The 17,451-nt window shown below is 64.0% G+C and carries 14 protein-coding genes; 12 read left to right on the top strand and 2 right to left on the bottom strand.

Features of this window, described 5'->3' with window-relative positions; genetic code table 11:
- The coding region (locus BBA01S_RS13310) for a YadA family autotransporter adhesin (protein ID WP_027816885.1) at nucleotides 1-1,771 on the top strand (1,771 nt) is incomplete at its 5' end.
- A 181-nt stretch (nucleotides 1,772-1,952) separates the two neighbouring features.
- Here BBA01S_RS13310 and BBA01S_RS13305 read toward each other — a convergent pair.
- On the bottom strand, nucleotides 1,953-2,810 hold the full coding sequence (locus BBA01S_RS13305; RefSeq protein WP_027816884.1) for a MurR/RpiR family transcriptional regulator: 858 nt from the start codon (nucleotides 2,808-2,810) through the stop codon (nucleotides 1,953-1,955).
- A 276-nt stretch (nucleotides 2,811-3,086) separates the two neighbouring features.
- Between BBA01S_RS13305 and edd the strand changes: the two genes are divergently transcribed.
- The 4 genes from edd to BBA01S_RS13285 all read left to right on the top strand — a co-directional run bounded on the left by edd (nucleotide 3,087) and on the right by BBA01S_RS13285 (nucleotide 7,870).
- A complete protein-coding gene (gene edd / locus BBA01S_RS13300; protein WP_027816883.1) occupies nucleotides 3,087-4,997 on the top strand; it encodes a phosphogluconate dehydratase in 1,911 nt (636 codons plus the stop codon).
- Nucleotides 4,998-5,020: 23 nt separating this feature from the next.
- Nucleotides 5,021-5,662: a bifunctional 4-hydroxy-2-oxoglutarate aldolase/2-dehydro-3-deoxy-phosphogluconate aldolase gene (eda, locus tag BBA01S_RS13295; protein ID WP_027816882.1), complete on the top strand. Its 642-nt coding sequence runs from the start codon at nucleotides 5,021-5,023 to the stop codon at nucleotides 5,660-5,662.
- 269 nt (nucleotides 5,663-5,931) lie between these two features.
- The gene (locus tag BBA01S_RS13290; RefSeq protein ID WP_027816881.1) at nucleotides 5,932-7,293 is read left to right on the top strand and encodes a GntP family permease; all 1,362 of its coding nucleotides are present in this window, start codon (nucleotides 5,932-5,934) and stop codon (nucleotides 7,291-7,293) included.
- A 73-nt stretch (nucleotides 7,294-7,366) separates the two neighbouring features.
- Nucleotides 7,367-7,870 carry a gluconokinase gene (locus BBA01S_RS13285; protein WP_027816880.1) on the top strand — a complete coding sequence of 168 codons (504 nt, stop codon included), beginning with the start codon at nucleotides 7,367-7,369 and terminating at the stop codon, nucleotides 7,868-7,870.
- Between the two features lie 101 nt (nucleotides 7,871-7,971).
- Here BBA01S_RS13285 and purB read toward each other — a convergent pair whose 3' ends face one another.
- Nucleotides 7,972-9,360, bottom strand: a complete 1,389-nt coding sequence (purB, locus tag BBA01S_RS13280; RefSeq protein WP_027816879.1) for an adenylosuccinate lyase — start codon at nucleotides 9,358-9,360, stop codon at nucleotides 7,972-7,974.
- A 223-nt stretch (nucleotides 9,361-9,583) separates the two neighbouring features.
- Between purB and BBA01S_RS41100 the strand changes: the two genes are divergently transcribed.
- From BBA01S_RS41100 to BBA01S_RS13245, 7 genes are all read left to right on the top strand, one after another.
- Nucleotides 9,584-11,386, top strand: a complete 1,803-nt coding sequence (locus BBA01S_RS41100; protein ID WP_042296950.1) for a tetratricopeptide repeat protein — start codon at nucleotides 9,584-9,586, stop codon at nucleotides 11,384-11,386.
- A gap of 84 nt (nucleotides 11,387-11,470) precedes the next feature.
- The gene (locus tag BBA01S_RS13270; RefSeq protein ID WP_027816878.1) at nucleotides 11,471-12,421 is read left to right on the top strand and encodes a LysR family transcriptional regulator; all 951 of its coding nucleotides are present in this window, start codon (nucleotides 11,471-11,473) and stop codon (nucleotides 12,419-12,421) included.
- 304 nt (nucleotides 12,422-12,725) lie between these two features.
- The gene (locus tag BBA01S_RS13265) at nucleotides 12,726-14,024 is read left to right on the top strand and encodes a Glu/Leu/Phe/Val family dehydrogenase (RefSeq protein ID WP_027816877.1); all 1,299 of its coding nucleotides are present in this window, start codon (nucleotides 12,726-12,728) and stop codon (nucleotides 14,022-14,024) included.
- A gap of 288 nt (nucleotides 14,025-14,312) precedes the next feature.
- On the top strand, nucleotides 14,313-15,206 hold the full coding sequence (locus BBA01S_RS13260; protein WP_027816876.1) for a glutamate/aspartate ABC transporter substrate-binding protein: 894 nt from the start codon (nucleotides 14,313-14,315) through the stop codon (nucleotides 15,204-15,206).
- An 81-nt stretch (nucleotides 15,207-15,287) separates the two neighbouring features.
- The gene (locus tag BBA01S_RS13255) at nucleotides 15,288-16,028 is read left to right on the top strand and encodes an amino acid ABC transporter permease (protein WP_027816875.1); all 741 of its coding nucleotides are present in this window, start codon (nucleotides 15,288-15,290) and stop codon (nucleotides 16,026-16,028) included.
- Entirely contained in the window at nucleotides 16,028-16,705 is a 678-nt protein-coding gene (gene gltK, locus BBA01S_RS13250; protein WP_027816874.1) for a glutamate/aspartate ABC transporter permease GltK, read from the top strand. The genes BBA01S_RS13255 and gltK overlap by 1 nt, the downstream gene beginning before the upstream one ends.
- Nucleotides 16,702-17,427, top strand: a complete 726-nt coding sequence (locus tag BBA01S_RS13245; RefSeq protein WP_027816873.1) for an amino acid ABC transporter ATP-binding protein — start codon at nucleotides 16,702-16,704, stop codon at nucleotides 17,425-17,427. The genes gltK and BBA01S_RS13245 overlap by 4 nt, the downstream gene beginning before the upstream one ends.
- Nucleotides 17,428-17,451: the final 24 nt, after the last annotated feature.

The raw sequence follows: 17,451 nt of genomic DNA, 5'->3' as shown, positions 1-17,451 counted from the left end.
ATCGCATACGTCGGTGCGTCTTGGCGGTATGAATGGGACGGTGCCCGTTGCCCTGACGAACGTCGCCAATGGCGTGGGGGCGAACGACGCGGTGAACGTGGCTCAGCTCGCAGCGATGGGTGGCACGTTCGACAGCTCGGGTAACGTAACGAATGCGTTCGTGGCCTATGACGACACGTCGAAGAGTTCGGTCACGCTTGGTGGCTCGGGTTCGACGAAGCTGGTCGCACTGCATAACGTGGCGAATGCTGCACAGGCCAACGACGCAGTGAACCTGGCGCAGCTCGAAGCCATGGGCGGCTCGTTCGACAGTTCGGGTAACGCGACAAACGCCTTCGTGACCTACGACGATACGTCGAAGAGCTCGGTGACGTTCGGCGGAGTGGGCTCCACCACGCCGGTGGTGCTGCACAACGTCGGAGCCGGTGCGCAGGATCTGGATGCGGTCAACGTGGCGCAGTTGAAGGCCGCAGGCCTGAATGTCGACACCTCGGGCAACGTGCTGAACGCGTTCGTCGCCTATGACGACACGTCGAAGTCATCGATCACGCTCGGCGGAGCGGGCACCACGGGTCTCGTTGCCCTGCACAACGTTGCAAACGGCGTTGCGCAGAACGATGCGGTGAACGTGGCACAGCTCCAGGCCATGGGGGCGGTTGTCGATACGTCGGGTAACGTGACGAACTCGTTTGTCGCCTACGACGATTCGTCGAAGGGTTCGATCACGCTTGGTGGTTCCGGTCATGCGCCGGTCAAGCTGGGTAACGTTGCTGCGGCCGATATTTCGCCGACCAGCACTGACGCCGTGAACGGTGCGCAGGCTTACACCATTGCGGCCAGCACGGCCAGCGCGCTGGGCGGCGGCTCGACGGTCAACGGCGATGGTTCGATTTCGGCGCCGACTTACAGCGTCGGCGGCAACACCTACAACAACGTGGGTGGTGCGATCTCGAACATCGACGGCCGCGTGACCACCATCGAGAACTCGATGACCACGATCGCCGGGTCGGTGGCCAATGCTGTGCAGTACGACACGTCGGCGCACGACAAGATCACGCTGGGCGGTACGGGCGGCACGACGGCGGTGACGCTGACCAACGTGGCAAATGGCGTCTTGAGCGCGGATAGCCTCGATGCGGTGAACGGCTCGCAGTTGTACGCGACCAACGCGCAGGTCTCGAACCTGAACCAGGCGATCGAGAATATCAACGTCAGCGGTTCCCAGTATCTGGCGACCAACACGTCGAACGGTGCAGCGTCGGCAACGGGTACCAACTCGATTGCGGCGGGCGGTGGTGCGGTTGCTTCGGGCGCCAACTCCACGGCGCTCGGCGACACGGCGAAGGCGACCGGCAACAACTCGGTTGCGCTGGGTGCCAACTCGGTTGCGGATCAGGACAACACCGTGTCCGTCGGCTCGCAAGGCAACGAGCGCCGCATCACCAACGTGGCGAACGGCGTCAACGCGACCGATGCAGTCAACGTCGGTCAGCTCCAGAGCGGCTTGAATGCGCTCCAGGGCAGCGTGAACTCGGTGGCGCGTAACGCGTACGGCGGCGTTGCTGCGGCAACGGCACTGACGATGATTCCGGACGTCGATCAGGGCAAGAACCTTGCGGTGGGTGTCGGCACAGCCAACTTCCAGGGCTACCAGGCGGTTGCACTCGGCGCTTCGGCGCGCATCACCCAGAACATCAAGGTGAAGGTGGGTGGTGGTTACGCCTCGGGTGGCGGTGCGACGGTCGGCGGTGGCATGTCGTACCAGTGGTAAGCGCCTGATGGCAAACCGGAAGTGGCGCAGTACGGCCACTTCCGGGAAGGCCTCCATCACATCATGCTTCGGTCGGGCAGATTCATTGCCTTTATTGCCCTCAGCGCCGAAACACAAAGCGGACTCTTTCGGGAGTCCGCTTTTTTATTGCATCGGCGATACGCAAGGGTCAACTGAGGCTTCAACCATTCGGATCGAGCCGCCGCTTGGCGATGATGTCCTTCGCGTCGGCGAGCTTTTCGGCCAGTTCCGGCCCGCGCTGTAACGCCACGCCGACGGCCAGGATGTCGCCGATTGCGAGGTGCGAGGTGCGCGAGGTCATCGGCGAAAAGACGTCGGTGTCTTCATCGACATTGGCGTGCAGACCCACGCTCGCAAGGCGCGCGAGCGGCGAGGTGCCATGCGTAATCGCGATCACTTTTGCGCCGCGATCGAGCGCGGTGCGTGCGGCGTCTACCACGTCACGCGTGCGGCCAGTATTCGAGATGGCGACGACGACGTCTCCCGGGCCAAGCAGCGCAGCAGACATCAAGAACGTGTGCGGATCCGAGTAAGCCACGCTCGGCATGCCGAGACGAAAGAACTTGTGCTGCATATCCTGCGCGGCGATGCCAGAGCCGCCCGCGCCGTAGAACTCGATGCGTGCGGCTTTCGCGAGCAGTGCGATGGCGGCGCCCAATGCATCGGTGGATAGATTGTTGCGCACCTGCACGAGCGCGCCGATGGTGCGGTCGAGCACCTTGGCCGCGACGCCCGGCACGGGCTCGTCCGGGCTCACGTCGCGGTAGACGGCCGGCAGTTCCGTCGGCAGATCGCCTGCCACGGCCTGCGCCAGGCGGATCTTGAATTCACGAAATCCCGAGAACCCGAGCGCGTGACAGAAGCGCGCAATCGTCGGCTGGCTCACGCCTGCGCGCTGGGCGACTTCGGTCATCGACAGGTCGAGTAGTTCTCGCGGGGCCTGGACGATGTAATCGGCGAGTTTGCGCTCGGAAGGGCGCAATTGTTCGCGTATGGCTTTCACCTGGGACAGCAGCATCAGGAAACTCGCACTATGCTGAAAGATCCGTGGACTATAGCGGATCGTTGGTCATGTACAAAAACTACAAGAACGAGTTGCGAGAAGCAATTGCGGTTTTGCCTGGTCGCCGCCTGATATGGGTTTTCGAGTTCTTTTCAGTGTTTGCAGCACTGCGCACCAGGGCAAAACCGGGATTGCGAGCATGTAGTTTTTCTACTAACATCCCGCCATCGCTGACCGGACTGCGTGATGTGTCCCCGAGCGTCCCCGCGAGATAAAAAGGAAGGAGATTCGATGGTTTCCCCGCATTCGCAGTTGATGAAGGTCACGCAGCGCGTGATCGAGCGCAGCAAGCCGACGCGCGAGGCCTATCTCGCACGCATCGTGGCGGCGCAAGACCGTTTCCCGGCCCGCGGCGCGCTCTCGTGCGCGAATCTCGCTCACGGCTTTGCCGGTCTCGAAGGGCGCGACAAAATCGCCATCAAGGCGATTCGCGAACCGAACATCGGCATCGTCTCGTCCTACAACGAGATGCTCTCGGCACACGCGCCCTACAAGGATTTCCCCGAAATCATCAAGAAGGCGGCCCGCGAAGGCGGCGGCGTCGCGCAGTTCGCGGGCGGCGTCCCGGCGATGTGCGATGGCGTCACCCAGGGCAATGCCGGCATGGAGCTGTCGCTGTTCTCGCGCGAAGTGATCGCGATGAGCACGGCCGTCGCGCTCACGCACAATATGTTCGACGCGGCGCTGTGCCTCGGCGTGTGCGACAAGATCGTGCCGGGCCTGCTGATCGGCGCGCTTCAATTCGGCCATCTGCCGACCATCTTCGTGCCCGCCGGCCCGATGACGACCGGTATCTCGAACGACGACAAGGCCAAGGTGCGCCAGCAGTTCGCGACCGGCCAGTGCGGCCGCGACGCGCTGCTCGAATCCGAAGCCGCCGCGTATCACGGCCACGGCACGTGCACGTTCTACGGCACGGCCAACAGCAACCAGATGCTGATGGAGGTCATGGGCCTGCACCTGCCGGGCTCGGCGTTCATCCATCCCCACACGCCGCTGCGCGACGAGCTCACCGCTGCCGCCGCGCGCCGCGTGCTCGAACTGACCGTCGAGCGCGGCAACTACACGCCGATTGGCCATGTGGTCGACGAAAAGGCCGTGATCAACGGCATCGTCGCGCTGATGGCGACGGGCGGCTCGACCAATCACACGCTGCACCTCGTGGCGATGGCCCGTGCGGCCGGCATCCTGATCGACTGGAACGATTTCGACGAACTCTCGGCCTCGGTGCCGCTGCTCGCGCGCGTCTATCCGAACGGCAAGGCCGACGTGAACCACTTCCATGCGGCGGGCGGCATCGCCTTCCTCGTGCGTGAACTGCTCGACGGCGGCCTGCTGCACGAGGACGTCAAGACCGTGGCGGGAGAAGGCCTGCGCCATTACGCGCAGGAACCGAAGCTGCTCGACGGCAAGCTCACGTGGGTGCCGGCAGTGGAGAAGAGCGCCGACCCCGCCGTGCTGCGCCCGCTGCCCGAGCCGTTCCAGCCGGACGGCGGCCTGCGTCTGATGCAAGGGCGTCTGGGTCGTGGCGTCATCAAGATCTCGGCAGTTGCGCCGAATCACCGCACTGTGCGTGCTCCGGCGATCGTGTTCGATTCGCAGGAAGCTGTGCAGGAAGCTTTTGATCGCGGCGAGCTTGAGCGTGATTTCGTGGCCGTCGTGCGCTTCCAGGGCGCGCGCGCCAACGGCATGCCGGAGCTGCACCGCCTCACGCCGCTGCTGGGCGTGCTGCAGGACAAGGGCTTCCACGTGGCGCTCGTGACCGATGGCCGCATGTCGGGCGCGTCGGGCAAGGTGCCCGCGGTGATCCACGTGTCGCCGGAAACGCTGCTGCACGGCCCGATTGGCAAGGTGCGCGACGGCGATACGGTCGTGATTGATGCGGTTGCTGGCGTCCTCGATGTCGAAGTCGACGAAGCCGAATGGAATGCGCGCCCGGTTGCGCTGCCCACGCATCAGGAAAGCAACGAAGTGGGCTTCGGCCGCGAGCTGTTCGGCGTGTTCCGCGCCGCCGCCGCGCCCGCGGAGCTGGGCGCGACGGTGTTCGGCCCGCTGGTCGGCGAGACGCCGGCTCACGCCGCGTCGATTCCGGCCGCCTCGGCCGCCGCGACCGTTACTCCCGCCGCCCACGCGACGAACTGAATTCATCATCAAGGAGCCTGAACATGGCAACAAACACGGTAGCCGACATCGTCCGACTCGGCCCGGTGATCCCGGTGCTGGCATTCGACACGCCCGAGCAGGGCGAGCACGTTTCGCGCGCGCTGCACGCGGGCGGCGTCAAGGTGCTGGAAATCACGCTGCGCACGAAGGCCGGTCTTGAAGCGATCGAGCGCGCGGCACAGATCGCGCCGGATATCGCTGTCGGCGTGGGCACGATCACGAAGCCCGAGCACTGCGCACTGGCGAAGAAGGCTGGCGCGACGTTCGGCGTGTCGCCGGGCCTCACGCGCGAGATCCATCAGGCTTCGCTCGACGCGGGCCTGCCGCTGCTGCCGGGCGTGATGACGCCGACCGACATCATCGTCGCGATGGAACTCGGTTACGAGATCGTCAAGTTCTTCCCGGCGGTGCCGGCTGGCGGCCTGAACATGCTGCAGGCGTTCCACGGCCCGTTCCCGACGCTCAAGTTCTGCCCGACGGGCGGCATCAGCGCCGAAACCGCGCCGAACTTCCTCGCGCTGCCGAACGTGGTCTGCGTGGGCGGTTCGTGGCTCACGCCGAAGGCGGCGCTCGCCAACCAGGACTGGGCCGAAGTGACGCGCCTGGCACGCGCCGCGAGCGAGCTGTCGCGTCCGGTGCCTTGATCCGCGAATCGTTCGCGCCCCGGATTCGACGCTTCACATAGCGCTTTTAGGGCCGATACGCACTACGAGCCGCGCAGGCCGCGCCCACTGGGCGTGAGGCCTGCGCGGCTCGCTCGTCTTTCGAGCAGACAACCGCGAAAGCCGTTATAACCACTACAATCTCGGCCCGGCGACGGCCGACCCTTTCCGCCTGGACCTGCCAGGAGCACATCCAGTGTCGCTGCGCGGCCGCGGAAGGGAATGAACAAAACTACCTGGAGAGGAGCCTCATGGGAGTGGCCCACGGCAGTTCGCTGCTGATTTACGCGCTCGTCGCGATTGCTGCGTTGATCTTCATGATCACGCGTTTGAAGGTTTTTCCGTTTCTCGTCCTGATCATCGTTTCGCTGCTGCTCGGCCTGGCCGTCGGCATGCCGATGGACCAGATCGTCAAGTCGTTCGAGACCGGCAACGGCAACACGCTCGGCCACATCGCGATCGTGGTGGGTCTGGGCACGATGCTCGGCAAGATGATGGCCGAGTCCGGCGGCGCCGAGCGCATCGCCACCACGCTGATACGCTGGTTCGGCGAGAAGAACATTCACTGGGCGATGATGTGTGTCGCCGTGATCGTCGGCTTGCCGGTGTTCTTCGAAGTCGGTTTCGTGCTGCTGATTCCGATTGCGTTCAACGTCGCCAAGCGTACTGGCAAGTCGCTGCTGCTGATCGGCCTGCCGATGGTCGCGGGTCTGTCGGTCGTGCACGGCCTGATTCCGCCGCACCCGGCCGCGCTGCTCGCGGTGCAGGCGTATCACGCCGATATCGGCCGCACCATTGCCTATGGCCTGATCGTCGGCATTCCGACGGCGATCGTCGCCGGCCCGCTGTTCGCGCTCCTGATTCACCGCCACATCAAGCTGCCGGAGAACAATCCGCTGTCCGCGCAGTTCGTGAGCAAGGCCGAGCCGAAGCCCGATAGCGAGCTGCCGAGCTTCGGCATCACGCTCTTCACGATCCTGCTGCCGGTGATCCTGATGCTGGTGGGCTCGTGGGCCGACCTCGTCTTCACGCCGAAGACCCTGCCGAACAGCCTGTTGCACTTCATCGGCACCTCCGATGTCGCGCTGCTGATCGCGGTGCTGGTAAGCTTCTGGACCTTCGGCGCTGCGCGTGGCTTCAACCGCGAGCAGATCCAGAAGTTCTGCGGCGACTGTCTCGCGCCGATCGCTGGGATCACGCTGATTGTCGGTGCGGGCGGTGGTTTTGGCCGCGTGCTGATGGACAGCGGCGTGTCGAAGCAGATTGTCGAGCTGGCGCAGACGGCGCATCTGTCCCCGCTGCTGCTCGGCTGGCTGGTGGCCGCGCTGATCCGTCTCGCGACGGGTTCGGCCACGGTGGCGATGACGACGGCCTGCGGCATCGTCGCGCCGATCGCCCAGGCGGCAGGCGTGACGGTGCAGCCGGAACTGCTCGTGCTGGCCACGGGCTCGGGCTCGCTGATCTTCTCGCACGTCAACGACGGCGGATTCTGGCTGATCAAGGAATATTTCGGCATGACCGTGGGTCAGACGTTCAAGACCTGGTCGTTGCTGGAGACCATCATTTCGCTGCTGGGCCTCGGACTGACGTTCGCGCTCTCGGCAGTGGTGTAACGGGTCATTTTGCGTTATTTGTTTTAGGCGGCCCAGCGCTTACGCTGCGCGCCGCCGGTTGAAGGAGCTGTACATGATTCTGATTGCAATGGGCGTGTCGGGCGCCGGCAAGACGCGCATCGGCGAGATGCTGGCCGAGCGCCTCAAGTGCACCTTCACCGACGGCGACGCGTTCCACAGCGAAGCCAACAAGAAGAAGATGCACGACGGCATTCCGCTGACCGACGACGACCGCTGGCCCTGGCTGCGCACGATTCGCGCGGCGATCGAGGAAAAGCAGCGCGCGCACGAGACGGCGGTGTTTACGTGCTCGTCGCTCAAGCGCTCGTACCGCGACATCCTGCGCGGCGGCGACCATGACGTGTGCTTCGTCTACCTGCAGGGTTCGTTCGAGGTGCTGCACGAGCGTCTCGCGACGCGCACGGGCCACTTCTTCGATCCGTCGCTGCTGCAAAGCCAGCTCGACACGCTCGAAGTGCCCGGTGCCGACGAAGCCATCATCGTCAGCATCGAACTCACGCCCGAGCAGATCGTCGATGACGTGCTCAAGCAACTGGAAGCGCGCCGCGTGGGCTGATCGCCGCGTTGCCCGCAGACGAAAAAAAGCCCCGGTTTCGTACCGGGGCTTTTTGTTTTACAGCGTGTGTTGCAGCGCGTCTCGCAACGCGCCGAAACCGCTTACGCGATGCGCTTGGCCAGTTCCGCAGCCTTGCCGATATACGACGCGGGCGTCATGTCCATCAGGCGCTGCTTCGCGTCTTCAGGAATCGCGAGGCCCGCGACGAACGTCTGCAGCGCTTCGCGCGTGATGCCCTTGCCGCGCGTGAGTTCCTTGAGCTGCTCGTACGGGTTCTCGATGCCGTAACGGCGCATGACGGTCTGCACCGGCTCGGCCAGCACTTCCCACGTGGCGTCGAGGTCTTCGTTCAGGCGCTGCGGGTTCACTTCGAGCTTGTCCAGGCCGCGGATCAGCGCGTCGTACGACAGCAGCGAGTAGCCGAACGCGACGCCGATGTTACGCAGCACCGTCGAGTCGGTCAGGTCGCGCTGCCAGCGCGACACCGGCAGCTTGTCGGCGAGGTGGCGCAGCGTCGCGTTGGCGAGGCCGAGGTTGCCTTCCGAGTTTTCGAAGTCGATCGGGTTGACCTTGTGCGGCATCGTCGACGAACCGATTTCGCCGGCCTTCAGCTTCTGCTTGAAGTAGCCGAGCGAGATGTAGCCCCACACGTCGCGGTCGAGGTCGAGCAGGATCGTGTTCGCACGCGCGACGGCGTCGAACAGTTCGGCCATGTAGTCGTGCGGCTCGATCTGGATGGTGTACGGGTTGAACACCAGCTTCAGACGCTGTTCGACGACCTCCTTCGAGAACGCTTCCCAGTCGAATTCCGGATACGCCGACAGATGCGCGTTGAAGTTGCCGACCGCACCGTTCATCTTGCCGAGCAGTTCGACCTTCTCGATACGCGTGATCGCGCGCGCGAGACGTGCCGCGACGTTGGCGATTTCCTTGCCGAGCGTGGTCGGGCTGGCGGGCTGGCCGTGCGTGCGCGAGAGCATCGGCTGGTCGGCCTGCGCGTGCGCAAGCTTCACGAGGCGCTCGTACACCGAACGCAGCGCCGGCAGGATCACGTGTTCGCGCGCACCGGCGAGCATCAGGCCGTGCGACGTGTTGTTGATGTCTTCCGACGTGCAGGCGAAGTGGATGAACTCGCTTGCGCGCTCCAGTTCCGGCTGGCCCTTCACCGATTCCTTGAGCCAGTATTCGACGGCCTTCACGTCATGGTTCGTCACGCGCTCGATGTCCTTGATGCGCGCGGCGTCGTGCGCCGTGAAGTTTTCGGCGAGCTTGAGCAGGAACTGCTCCGACGCTTCCGAGAAGCGCGGCACTTCCGCGAAGCCGGCTTGCGACAGCGCGATCAGCCAGTGGATTTCGACGGTCACGCGGTTGCGCATGAAGGCGGCTTCCGAGAGCCAGTCGCGCAGGGCTTCGGTTTTCGACGCGTAGCGGCCGTCGAGCGGGGAGAGCGCGTTGAGCGCGAAGAGGGTATCGGGACGAGTGTCGGACATGATGGGGACGTAACGTGTGGCGTTACGATCAGAAAGGAACCGGGGGGAGCCCACTATTTTATCACCACGCCGACAGCGGCCGGGCGGCAATGCGGGCGGGCCGCTGAGGTTCGCGTCGGAGGTGGCTGGCGCGGTTTTCGGACTCCTCTGACAGACCTTGCGGAAGTGCGGCGATACCGTTGAAGGGTCGGCAGCATCGGCTGCTTCCCGCCTGGCGATCCGCATGAATCACGATTCCGCTTCCTCCACCGCTTCCGCTTCCACCCTGCTCGTCGAGGCCGGCTTGGCCGAGCATCGCGCAGGACGGCCCGACGCCGCGCGGGTGCTCTACGAGCGCGCACTGGTGAGCGATCCCGATTGCGCGGCGGCGCTGCACTACCTGGGCGTGCTGGCCATGAGCCGCGACGACGTCGCCGAAGCCGCCGCGCTGATGGATCGCTCGCTCGCGCTCGCGCCCGACGATGCTCACTGCCTGAGCAACCGTGGCGTCGCGGCGGCGCGCCTGAACGATCAGTCCGGCGCCGTGGTGTTCCAGCGCAAGGCGATCGAGCAATGGCCCGATTTCGCCAACGCGCACAACAACCTCGGCAACGCGCTGATGGAGCTAGGCGAGACGGCGCACGCCGAGCCGCACTATCGCCGCGCCCGGACGCTTGAGCCGCAATCGGCGCATTTCGCCTTCAATCTGGGGCGTGCGCTGGAACAGGCCGGCCGCGCTGACGAGGCCATCGCGCAGTTTCGCGAAGCGCGCGCGCTCGGCGCGAACGACACACCGACACTCATGCACCTTGGCCGACTGCTGCGATCCGCGAAAGAGAACAGCGAAGCGGCGTCCTGCTTCGAAATCGTTGTCGCGCGCGAGCCGGACAACGCAGCGGCGCACTTTGAACTGGGCTACGTCTACGACGCGATGCACCGCTACGAAGAGGCGATACCGCTCTATCAACGCGCGGCCATGCTCAAGCCGGACGCGGCGGGCGCCGTGAACAATCTTGCCTTTGCGTACACGGCGCTCGCGCGCTATGAGGACGCGGAAGTCCACTACCGGCGTGCGCTCGAACTCAGTCCCGGCCTGCCGGAATCGCAATTCCAGCTCGGCATGCTGCTGTTGCGGCGTGACGAATATGCCGAAGGCTGGCCGCTGTTCGAAAACCGCAAGCTGACCTCGACCGCCAGGGCCAACTACCGCAAGCTGCCGTGCGCCGAATGGCAGGGCGAGCCGCTCGCGGGCAAGCGCGTCCTGATCGCGCGCGAGCAGGGCGTGGGCGACCAGATCCAGTTCGTGCGTTACGCGGGCTTGATGGCGGCGATGGGAGCGCATGTCGATGCGTGGGTCGCACCGGAACTGGCCTCGCTAGTCGCGACGGTGCCGGGCGTGGCACGTGTGCTCGACGCCGCGCCCAGCGACGAAGCGATCGCCGCCAATTATGAGTACTGGTGCGACGTCATGAGCTTGCCGCTGAAGTTTCCGGGGCAGCCGATCTACGCCGCCACGCCTTACATGCACGCCGATACCGCACAAGCAGCGGCCTGGCGTAAGCGCGTCGCGGCGCTCTCGCCAGGCGGGCGGCGGCGCATCGGGCTCGTCTGGGCGGGCAATCCGCGCCACCACTTCGACGCCTTCCGCTCGGTGCCGGTCACGGCCTTGCTGCCGCTCGCCGCACTCGACGGCAGCGCGTGGTTCGCGATCCAGAAAGGCCCGGGCGCGACCCAGCTTGCCGATGTCGCGGGCCGCTGGCCGCTGCACGCGATCGGCGACGATCTGCACGACTTCGCCGCCACGGCTGCGTTGATCGAGAACCTCGATCTGGTGATTACCGTCGATACCTCGGTGGCGCATCTCGCGGGCGCGCTGGGCAAGCCGGTCTGGGTGCTGCTGGCGGCGCAGCCCGACTGGCGCTGGGGCATGGGCCGCGCGGATTCGGTCTGGTATCCGTCGGCGCGCGTGTTCCGGCAAACCACGCTGGGCGACTGGAGCGGCGTCGTGGTGGCCTTGCAACAGGCGCTGAGCGATACCGTCCGCTAAGCGGGCACGATCTGTCAGAAATCCCCCACGACTTTGCGCGCGCGGGCCTAGAATGCGGACTTCTCATCCGATGGCCGCTCCCGCATGGAACTCAAATGGCTCGAAGACTTCGTTTCGCTCGCGGAAACGCATAGTTTCAGCCGCTCAGCCGAGCTGCGCCACGTGACCCAGCCGGCGTTCTCGCGCCGCATCCAGGCGCTCGAAGCGTGGCTCGGCACCGAACTGATCGACCGTTCGGTTTATCCCACGCGGCTGACGTCGGCGGGCCAGGTGTTCTACGAGCAGGCGCTCGCGATGCTTTCGCAGTTCCATGAAGCGCGTACGGTGCTGCGCGGCCACACGGCTACGCCCGCTGCGACCATCGAGTTCGCGGTGCCGCACACGCTCTCGCTGACGTACTTTCCGCGCTGGCTCCAGCGTATCGAAGCGAAGCTCGGCCGCATCCATACGCGGCTGCGCGCGCTCAACGTGCACGATGCCGTGCTCTCGCTGGTGGAGGGCGGTTGCGACCTGGTGATGGGCTATCACCATCCGAGCCATCCGGTGACGCTCGATCCGGCGCGCTACGACACGCTCACGCTCGGCATCGAATCGATCAGTCCGTACTCGGCGCCGCAGCGCGCGGGCCGCGCACGCTATACGCTGCCGGGCACGCCCGACGCGCCCACGCCGTATCTCTCCTACACGCCCAACGCCTACCTCGGCCGCATGACCGAGGTGATCGTCGCCAACGCACCGACGCGGCTCTATCTGGATCGCGTCTATGAAACCGACATGGCCGAAGGCCTCAAGGCGATGACGCAGGCCGGCCACGGCATCGCGTTCTTGCCGCATAGCGCCGTGGAAGACGCGGTCGCGCAGGGCAAGCTGATCCGTCTCGACCGCGGCACGCGCGGCGCGCCCGAGGGGCAATTCACGCTCGATATGGAAATCCGGCTCTATCGCGACAAACTCGCCGCGCAAGGCGACGACGCCCGCGAAGCGCTCGTGCGCGCGCTCTGGGACGCGGTGAGCGAGGAAATCGCGCGCGGCTGACGGCTGGCGGTGGGCAACAAACGCCTCGCCTGAATCAGGATCGATGCGAAAGCGGGCACGGTAGCGCAAGCCACCGTGCCCGCTTTCGCATTGCTGTTTTGCGCGGCCCGTAACAATCGTTGCGTCAAGTTGACGCGCCATCGGCATGCCCGCAAACGCCCGCCACTGCTGGACATACGCGACATCTTCTTTCGATTTTTCCAACGTTATGCACGAAAAGCATAACGTGATGAGCAAACGGCATTGGCGCTCGTGAAGGGCTTTTCTGACAATGGCACCACTTGTTCGATCGCTTGGAGCGTTCATGTCTTCCCAATCGCAGTCTGCTGTGTCTTCGGTTCCTTCCTACCTTCACGCCGACGCGCTCGGCCCGTGGGGCAACTATCTCCGTCAGGTGGATCGCGTCGCGCCGTACCTCGGCTCGCTGTCGCGCTGGCTCGAAACGCTCAAGCGTCCGAAGCGCATCCTGATCGTCGATTGCCCGATCGAACTCGATAACGGCACCGTGGCTCACTTCGAAGGCTATCGCGTGCAGCACAACGTGTCGCGCGGCCCCGGCAAGGGCGGCGTGCGTTACCACCAGGACGTTACGTTGTCCGAAGTGATGGCGCTGTCCGCATGGATGTCGGTGAAGAACGCGGCGGTGAACGTGCCGTACGGCGGTGCGAAGGGCGGTATTCGCGTCGATCCGCGTACGCTCTCGCGTGGTGAGCTTGAGCGCCTGACGCGCCGCTACACCAGCGAAATCGGCATCATCATCGGGCCGAACACCGACATTCCTGCGCCGGACGTCAACACGAACGAGCAGATCATGGCGTGGATGATGGACACGTACTCCATGAACCAGGGCCAGACGTCGACCGGCGTCGTGACCGGCAAGCCGATCTCGCTGGGCGGCTCGCTCGGCCGTCGCGAAGCAACGGGCCGCGGCGTGTTCGTCGTCGGTTGCGAAGCCGCGCGCCGCAAGGGCCTGTCGATCGAAGGCGCACGCATCGCCGTGCAGGGCTTCGGTAACGTCGGCGGCATCGCTGCGCGTCTGTTCCAGGAAGCGGGCTCGAAGCTCGTCGCGGTGCAGGATCACACGGGTTCGCTCTACAAGTCGACCGGTATCGACGCTGACGCACTGCTTGAGCACGTTGCGAAGACGGGCGGCGTGGCAGGCTTCGCCGGCGCCGACATGCTGAGCAACGACGAATTCTGGACGATCGAAACCGACATCCTGATTCCGGCTGCGCTGGAAAACCAGATCACGGAAAAGAACGCCGGCAAGATCCGCACGAAGATCATCGTCGAAGGCGCAAACGGCCCGACCACGACGGCAGCCGACGACATCCTGCACGACAAGGGCATCCTCGTGATTCCGGACGTCGTGGCGAACGCGGGTGGCGTGACTGTTTCGTACTTCGAGTGGGTGCAGGACTTCTCGAGCTTCTTCTGGACTGAAGGCGAGATCAACGAGCGTCTCGAGCGCGTGATGCGCGAAGCGTTCACGGCAGTCTGGCAAGTGTCGAGCGAGCAGGGCGTGTCGATGCGTACGGCGGCGTTCATCGTGGCGTGCAAGCGCATCCTGATGGCGCGCGAAATGCGCGGTCTGTACCCCTGATCGATAGCGGTCTGCTGCATCGGAAAGCTTTCGATTCGAAGCGGTAAAAATTGCGCTGCCGGCTATCTCCGGCGGCTGACGGGCGGCTCCCACAAGGGGCCGCCCGTTTTTGCATTTGGACTATGAAAAACATGTGAAAAAAAGCGGCGCGGGGAAGGCATTCATGCAGCGCGCAAGCCTGATCTGCAAGGGTTTGTGCGCGCTTGCAACGCCAGGGATCGCCTTTATTCTTTCAATAAAATTACTTTGCTACACTGCCCCCGATCCATGCCAAGAAGGAGATCACAGATGAAATTCAAAAAGGCCGCGCTCGTTCTCGCCACCCTCGGTTTGGTCGCCGTCGGTGCACATGCGCAGGACTCGGGGACGCTCAAAAAAATCAAGGACACAGGCGTCATCTCGCTGGGTCACCGCGAATCGTCGATTCCGTTTTCGTACTATGACGACAAGCAGAACGTGATCGGCTATTCGCAGGACTTCGCGCTCAAGATCGTCGAGGCAGTGAAGCAGAAGCTGAACATGCCGAACCTGAAGGTCAAGATGGTGCCGATCACGTCGCAGAACCGCATTCCGCTCGTGCAGAACGGCACGATCGACATTGAATGCGGCTCGACGACCAACAACGCCGAGCGTCAGCAGCAAGCTGCGTTCACGAACACGATTTTCGTGATCGGCACGCGCCTGATGACGAAGAAGGATTCGGGCATCAAGGATTTCGCCGACCTCAAGGGCAAGACCGTCGTGACGACGGCTGGCACGACGTCGGAGCGCCTGCTGCGCAAGATGAACCAGGACAAGAACCTGGGCATGAACATCATCAGCGCGAAGGATCATGGCGAGTCGTTCATGACGCTCTCCACGGGCCGTGCGGTGGCATTCATGATGGACGACGCACTGCTCGCAGGCGAGCGCGCCAAGTCGAACAACCCGGGTGATTTCGTGATCGTCGGCACGGCGCAGTCGCGTGAAGCGTACGGCTGCATGCTGCGCAAGAACGACCCCGAGTTCAAGAAGGTCGCCGACGACGCGATCGCCAAGGTCGAGACTTCGGGCGAAGCCGACGCGATCTACAAGAAGTGGTTCGAATCGCCGATTCCGCCGAAGGGTCTCAACCTGAACTTCCCGGAAAGCGAAGACATGAAGGCGCTCTACAAGAGCCCGAACGACAAGGCAATCGACTGATTCCGGTCAAGAACCTGGTCAGCGTATAAAACAGAACGGAAGAAGCCACGCTTCTTCCGTTCTTTTTGTTGGAGTCTCTTCATGTCCTATCACTGGAACTGGGGCATTCTGCTCAGCCCGGTCTCGACGGGCGAACCCACTACGTATCTCGGCTGGCTCATTTCGGGCCTCTGGGTGACGGTGTCGGTGTCGCTGTGCGCGTGGGTCATCGCGCTCATCGTCGGCTCGTTCTTCGGCGTGCTGCGCACGGTGCCGAACCGTTTCCTCGCGGGCGTCGGCACGGTCTACGTGGCGATCTTCCGCAACATCCCGCTCATCGCGCAGTTCTTCATCTGGTATTTCGTGCTGCCCGAACTCGTGCCGGCTCCTCTCGGCAACGCCTTCAAGCAGTTGCCGCCGGGCATCCAGTTCTTCTCGGCGTCGGTGATCTGTCTGGGCCTCTTCACGGCCGCGCGCGTGTGCGAGCAGGTGCGCTCGGGCATCAACGCGCTGCCGCGCGGCCAGCGCGCCGCCGGTCTCGCGATGGGCTTCACGCAGTGGCAGACCTATCGCTACGTACTCCTGCCGGTGGCGTACCGCATCATCGTGCCGCCGCTCACGTCCGAATTCCTGAACATCTTCAAGAACTCGGCGGTGGCGTCGACCATCGGCCTGCTCGATCTGTCCGCGCAGGCGCGCCAGCTCGTCGACTACACGGCGCAAACCTATGAGTCGTTCATTGCGGTCACGCTCGCTTACGTGCTGATCAACCTGGTCGTCATGACCCTGATGCGCTGGGTCGAGACGAAGACCCGGTTGCCCGGCTATATCGGAGGCAAGTGATGCATCATTTCGACTGGAGCGGTATTCCGGGCGCACTGCCTACGCTGTGGACGGGCGCGATCGTCACCTTCAAGATCACGGTGTGCGCGATCGTTGTCGGCATTCTGTGGGGCACGCTGCTCGCGCTCATGCGGCTGTCGGGCGTGAAGCCGCTCGAATGGTTCGCCAAGGGCTACGTCACGGTGTTCCGCTCGATCCCGCTGGTGATGGTTCTGCTGTGGTTCTTCCTGATCGTGCCGCAGGTGCTGCAGAACCTGCTGGGCCTGTCGCCCGACATCGACATTCGCCTCGCTTCCGCGATGATCGCGTTCTCGCTGTTCGAGGCCGCGTATTATTCGGAGATCATTCGCGCGGGCATTCAGGCGGTGCCGCGCGGGCAGGTCAACGCGTCGTTCGCGCTCGGCATGCGTTATGGTCAGGCGATGCACCATGTCGTGCTGCCGCAGGCGTTCCGCGCGATGGTGCCGCTGCTGCTCACGCAGGCCATCGTGCTCTTTCAGGACACGTCGCTCGTCTACGTCATCAGTCTCGCGGACTTCTTCCGCACGGCCACCAACATTGGCGACCGTGACGGAACGATGGTCGAGATGGTACTGTTCGCGGGCGCATGCTATTTCGTGATCTGCGTGATCGCGTCGAGCCTTGTGAAAGGTCTTCAGAAAAAGGTCGCAAGATGATTTCAATTAAGAACGTTTCGAAGTGGTACGGCCAGTTCCAGGTGCTGACCGACTGCACGACGGAAGTGAAGAAGGGCGAGGTGGTGGTGGTGTGCGGGCCGTCGGGCTCGGGCAAGTCCACGCTCATCAAGACCGTCAACGGACTCGAGCCGTTCCAGCAGGGCGAGATCCTCGTGAACGGCCAGTCGGTGGGCGACAAGCGCACCAATCTCTCGAAGCTGCGCGCGAAAGTGGGCATGGTGTTCCAGCATTTCGAGCTGTTCCCGCATCTGTCGATCACTGAAAATCTGACGCTCGCGCAGATCAAGGTGCTCGGCCGCAGCAAGGACGAAGCCACGCAAAAGGGCCTCAAGCTGCTCGACCGCGTGGGGCTGCGCGCGCATGCCGATAAATTCCCCGGCCAGCTTTCGGGCGGCCAGCAGCAGCGCGTGGCGATTGCGCGCGCGCTGTCGATGGATCCGGTGGCGATGCTGTTCGACGAACCCACTTCGGCGCTCGATCCCGAGATGATCAACGAAGTGCTCGACGTGATGGTGGAGCTGGCCCAGGAAGGCATGACCATGATGTGCGTGACGCACGAAATGGGCTTTGCGAAGAAGGTCGCGCACCGCGTGATCTTCATGGACAAGGGCGCCATCGTCGAAGACGACCGCAAGGACGACTTCTTCGCCAATCCGAAGTCGGATCGCGCCAAGGACTTCCTCGCGAAGATCCTGCACTGATAGCGTTGCGCGCGCGGGTTGAAA

Origin of the sequence: Paraburkholderia bannensis NBRC 103871, assembly GCF_000685015.1 — a bacterium.
Lineage (GTDB): Bacteria > Pseudomonadota > Gammaproteobacteria > Burkholderiales > Burkholderiaceae > Paraburkholderia > Paraburkholderia bannensis.
This window is presented reverse-complemented; position numbering and strand designations above follow the sequence as displayed.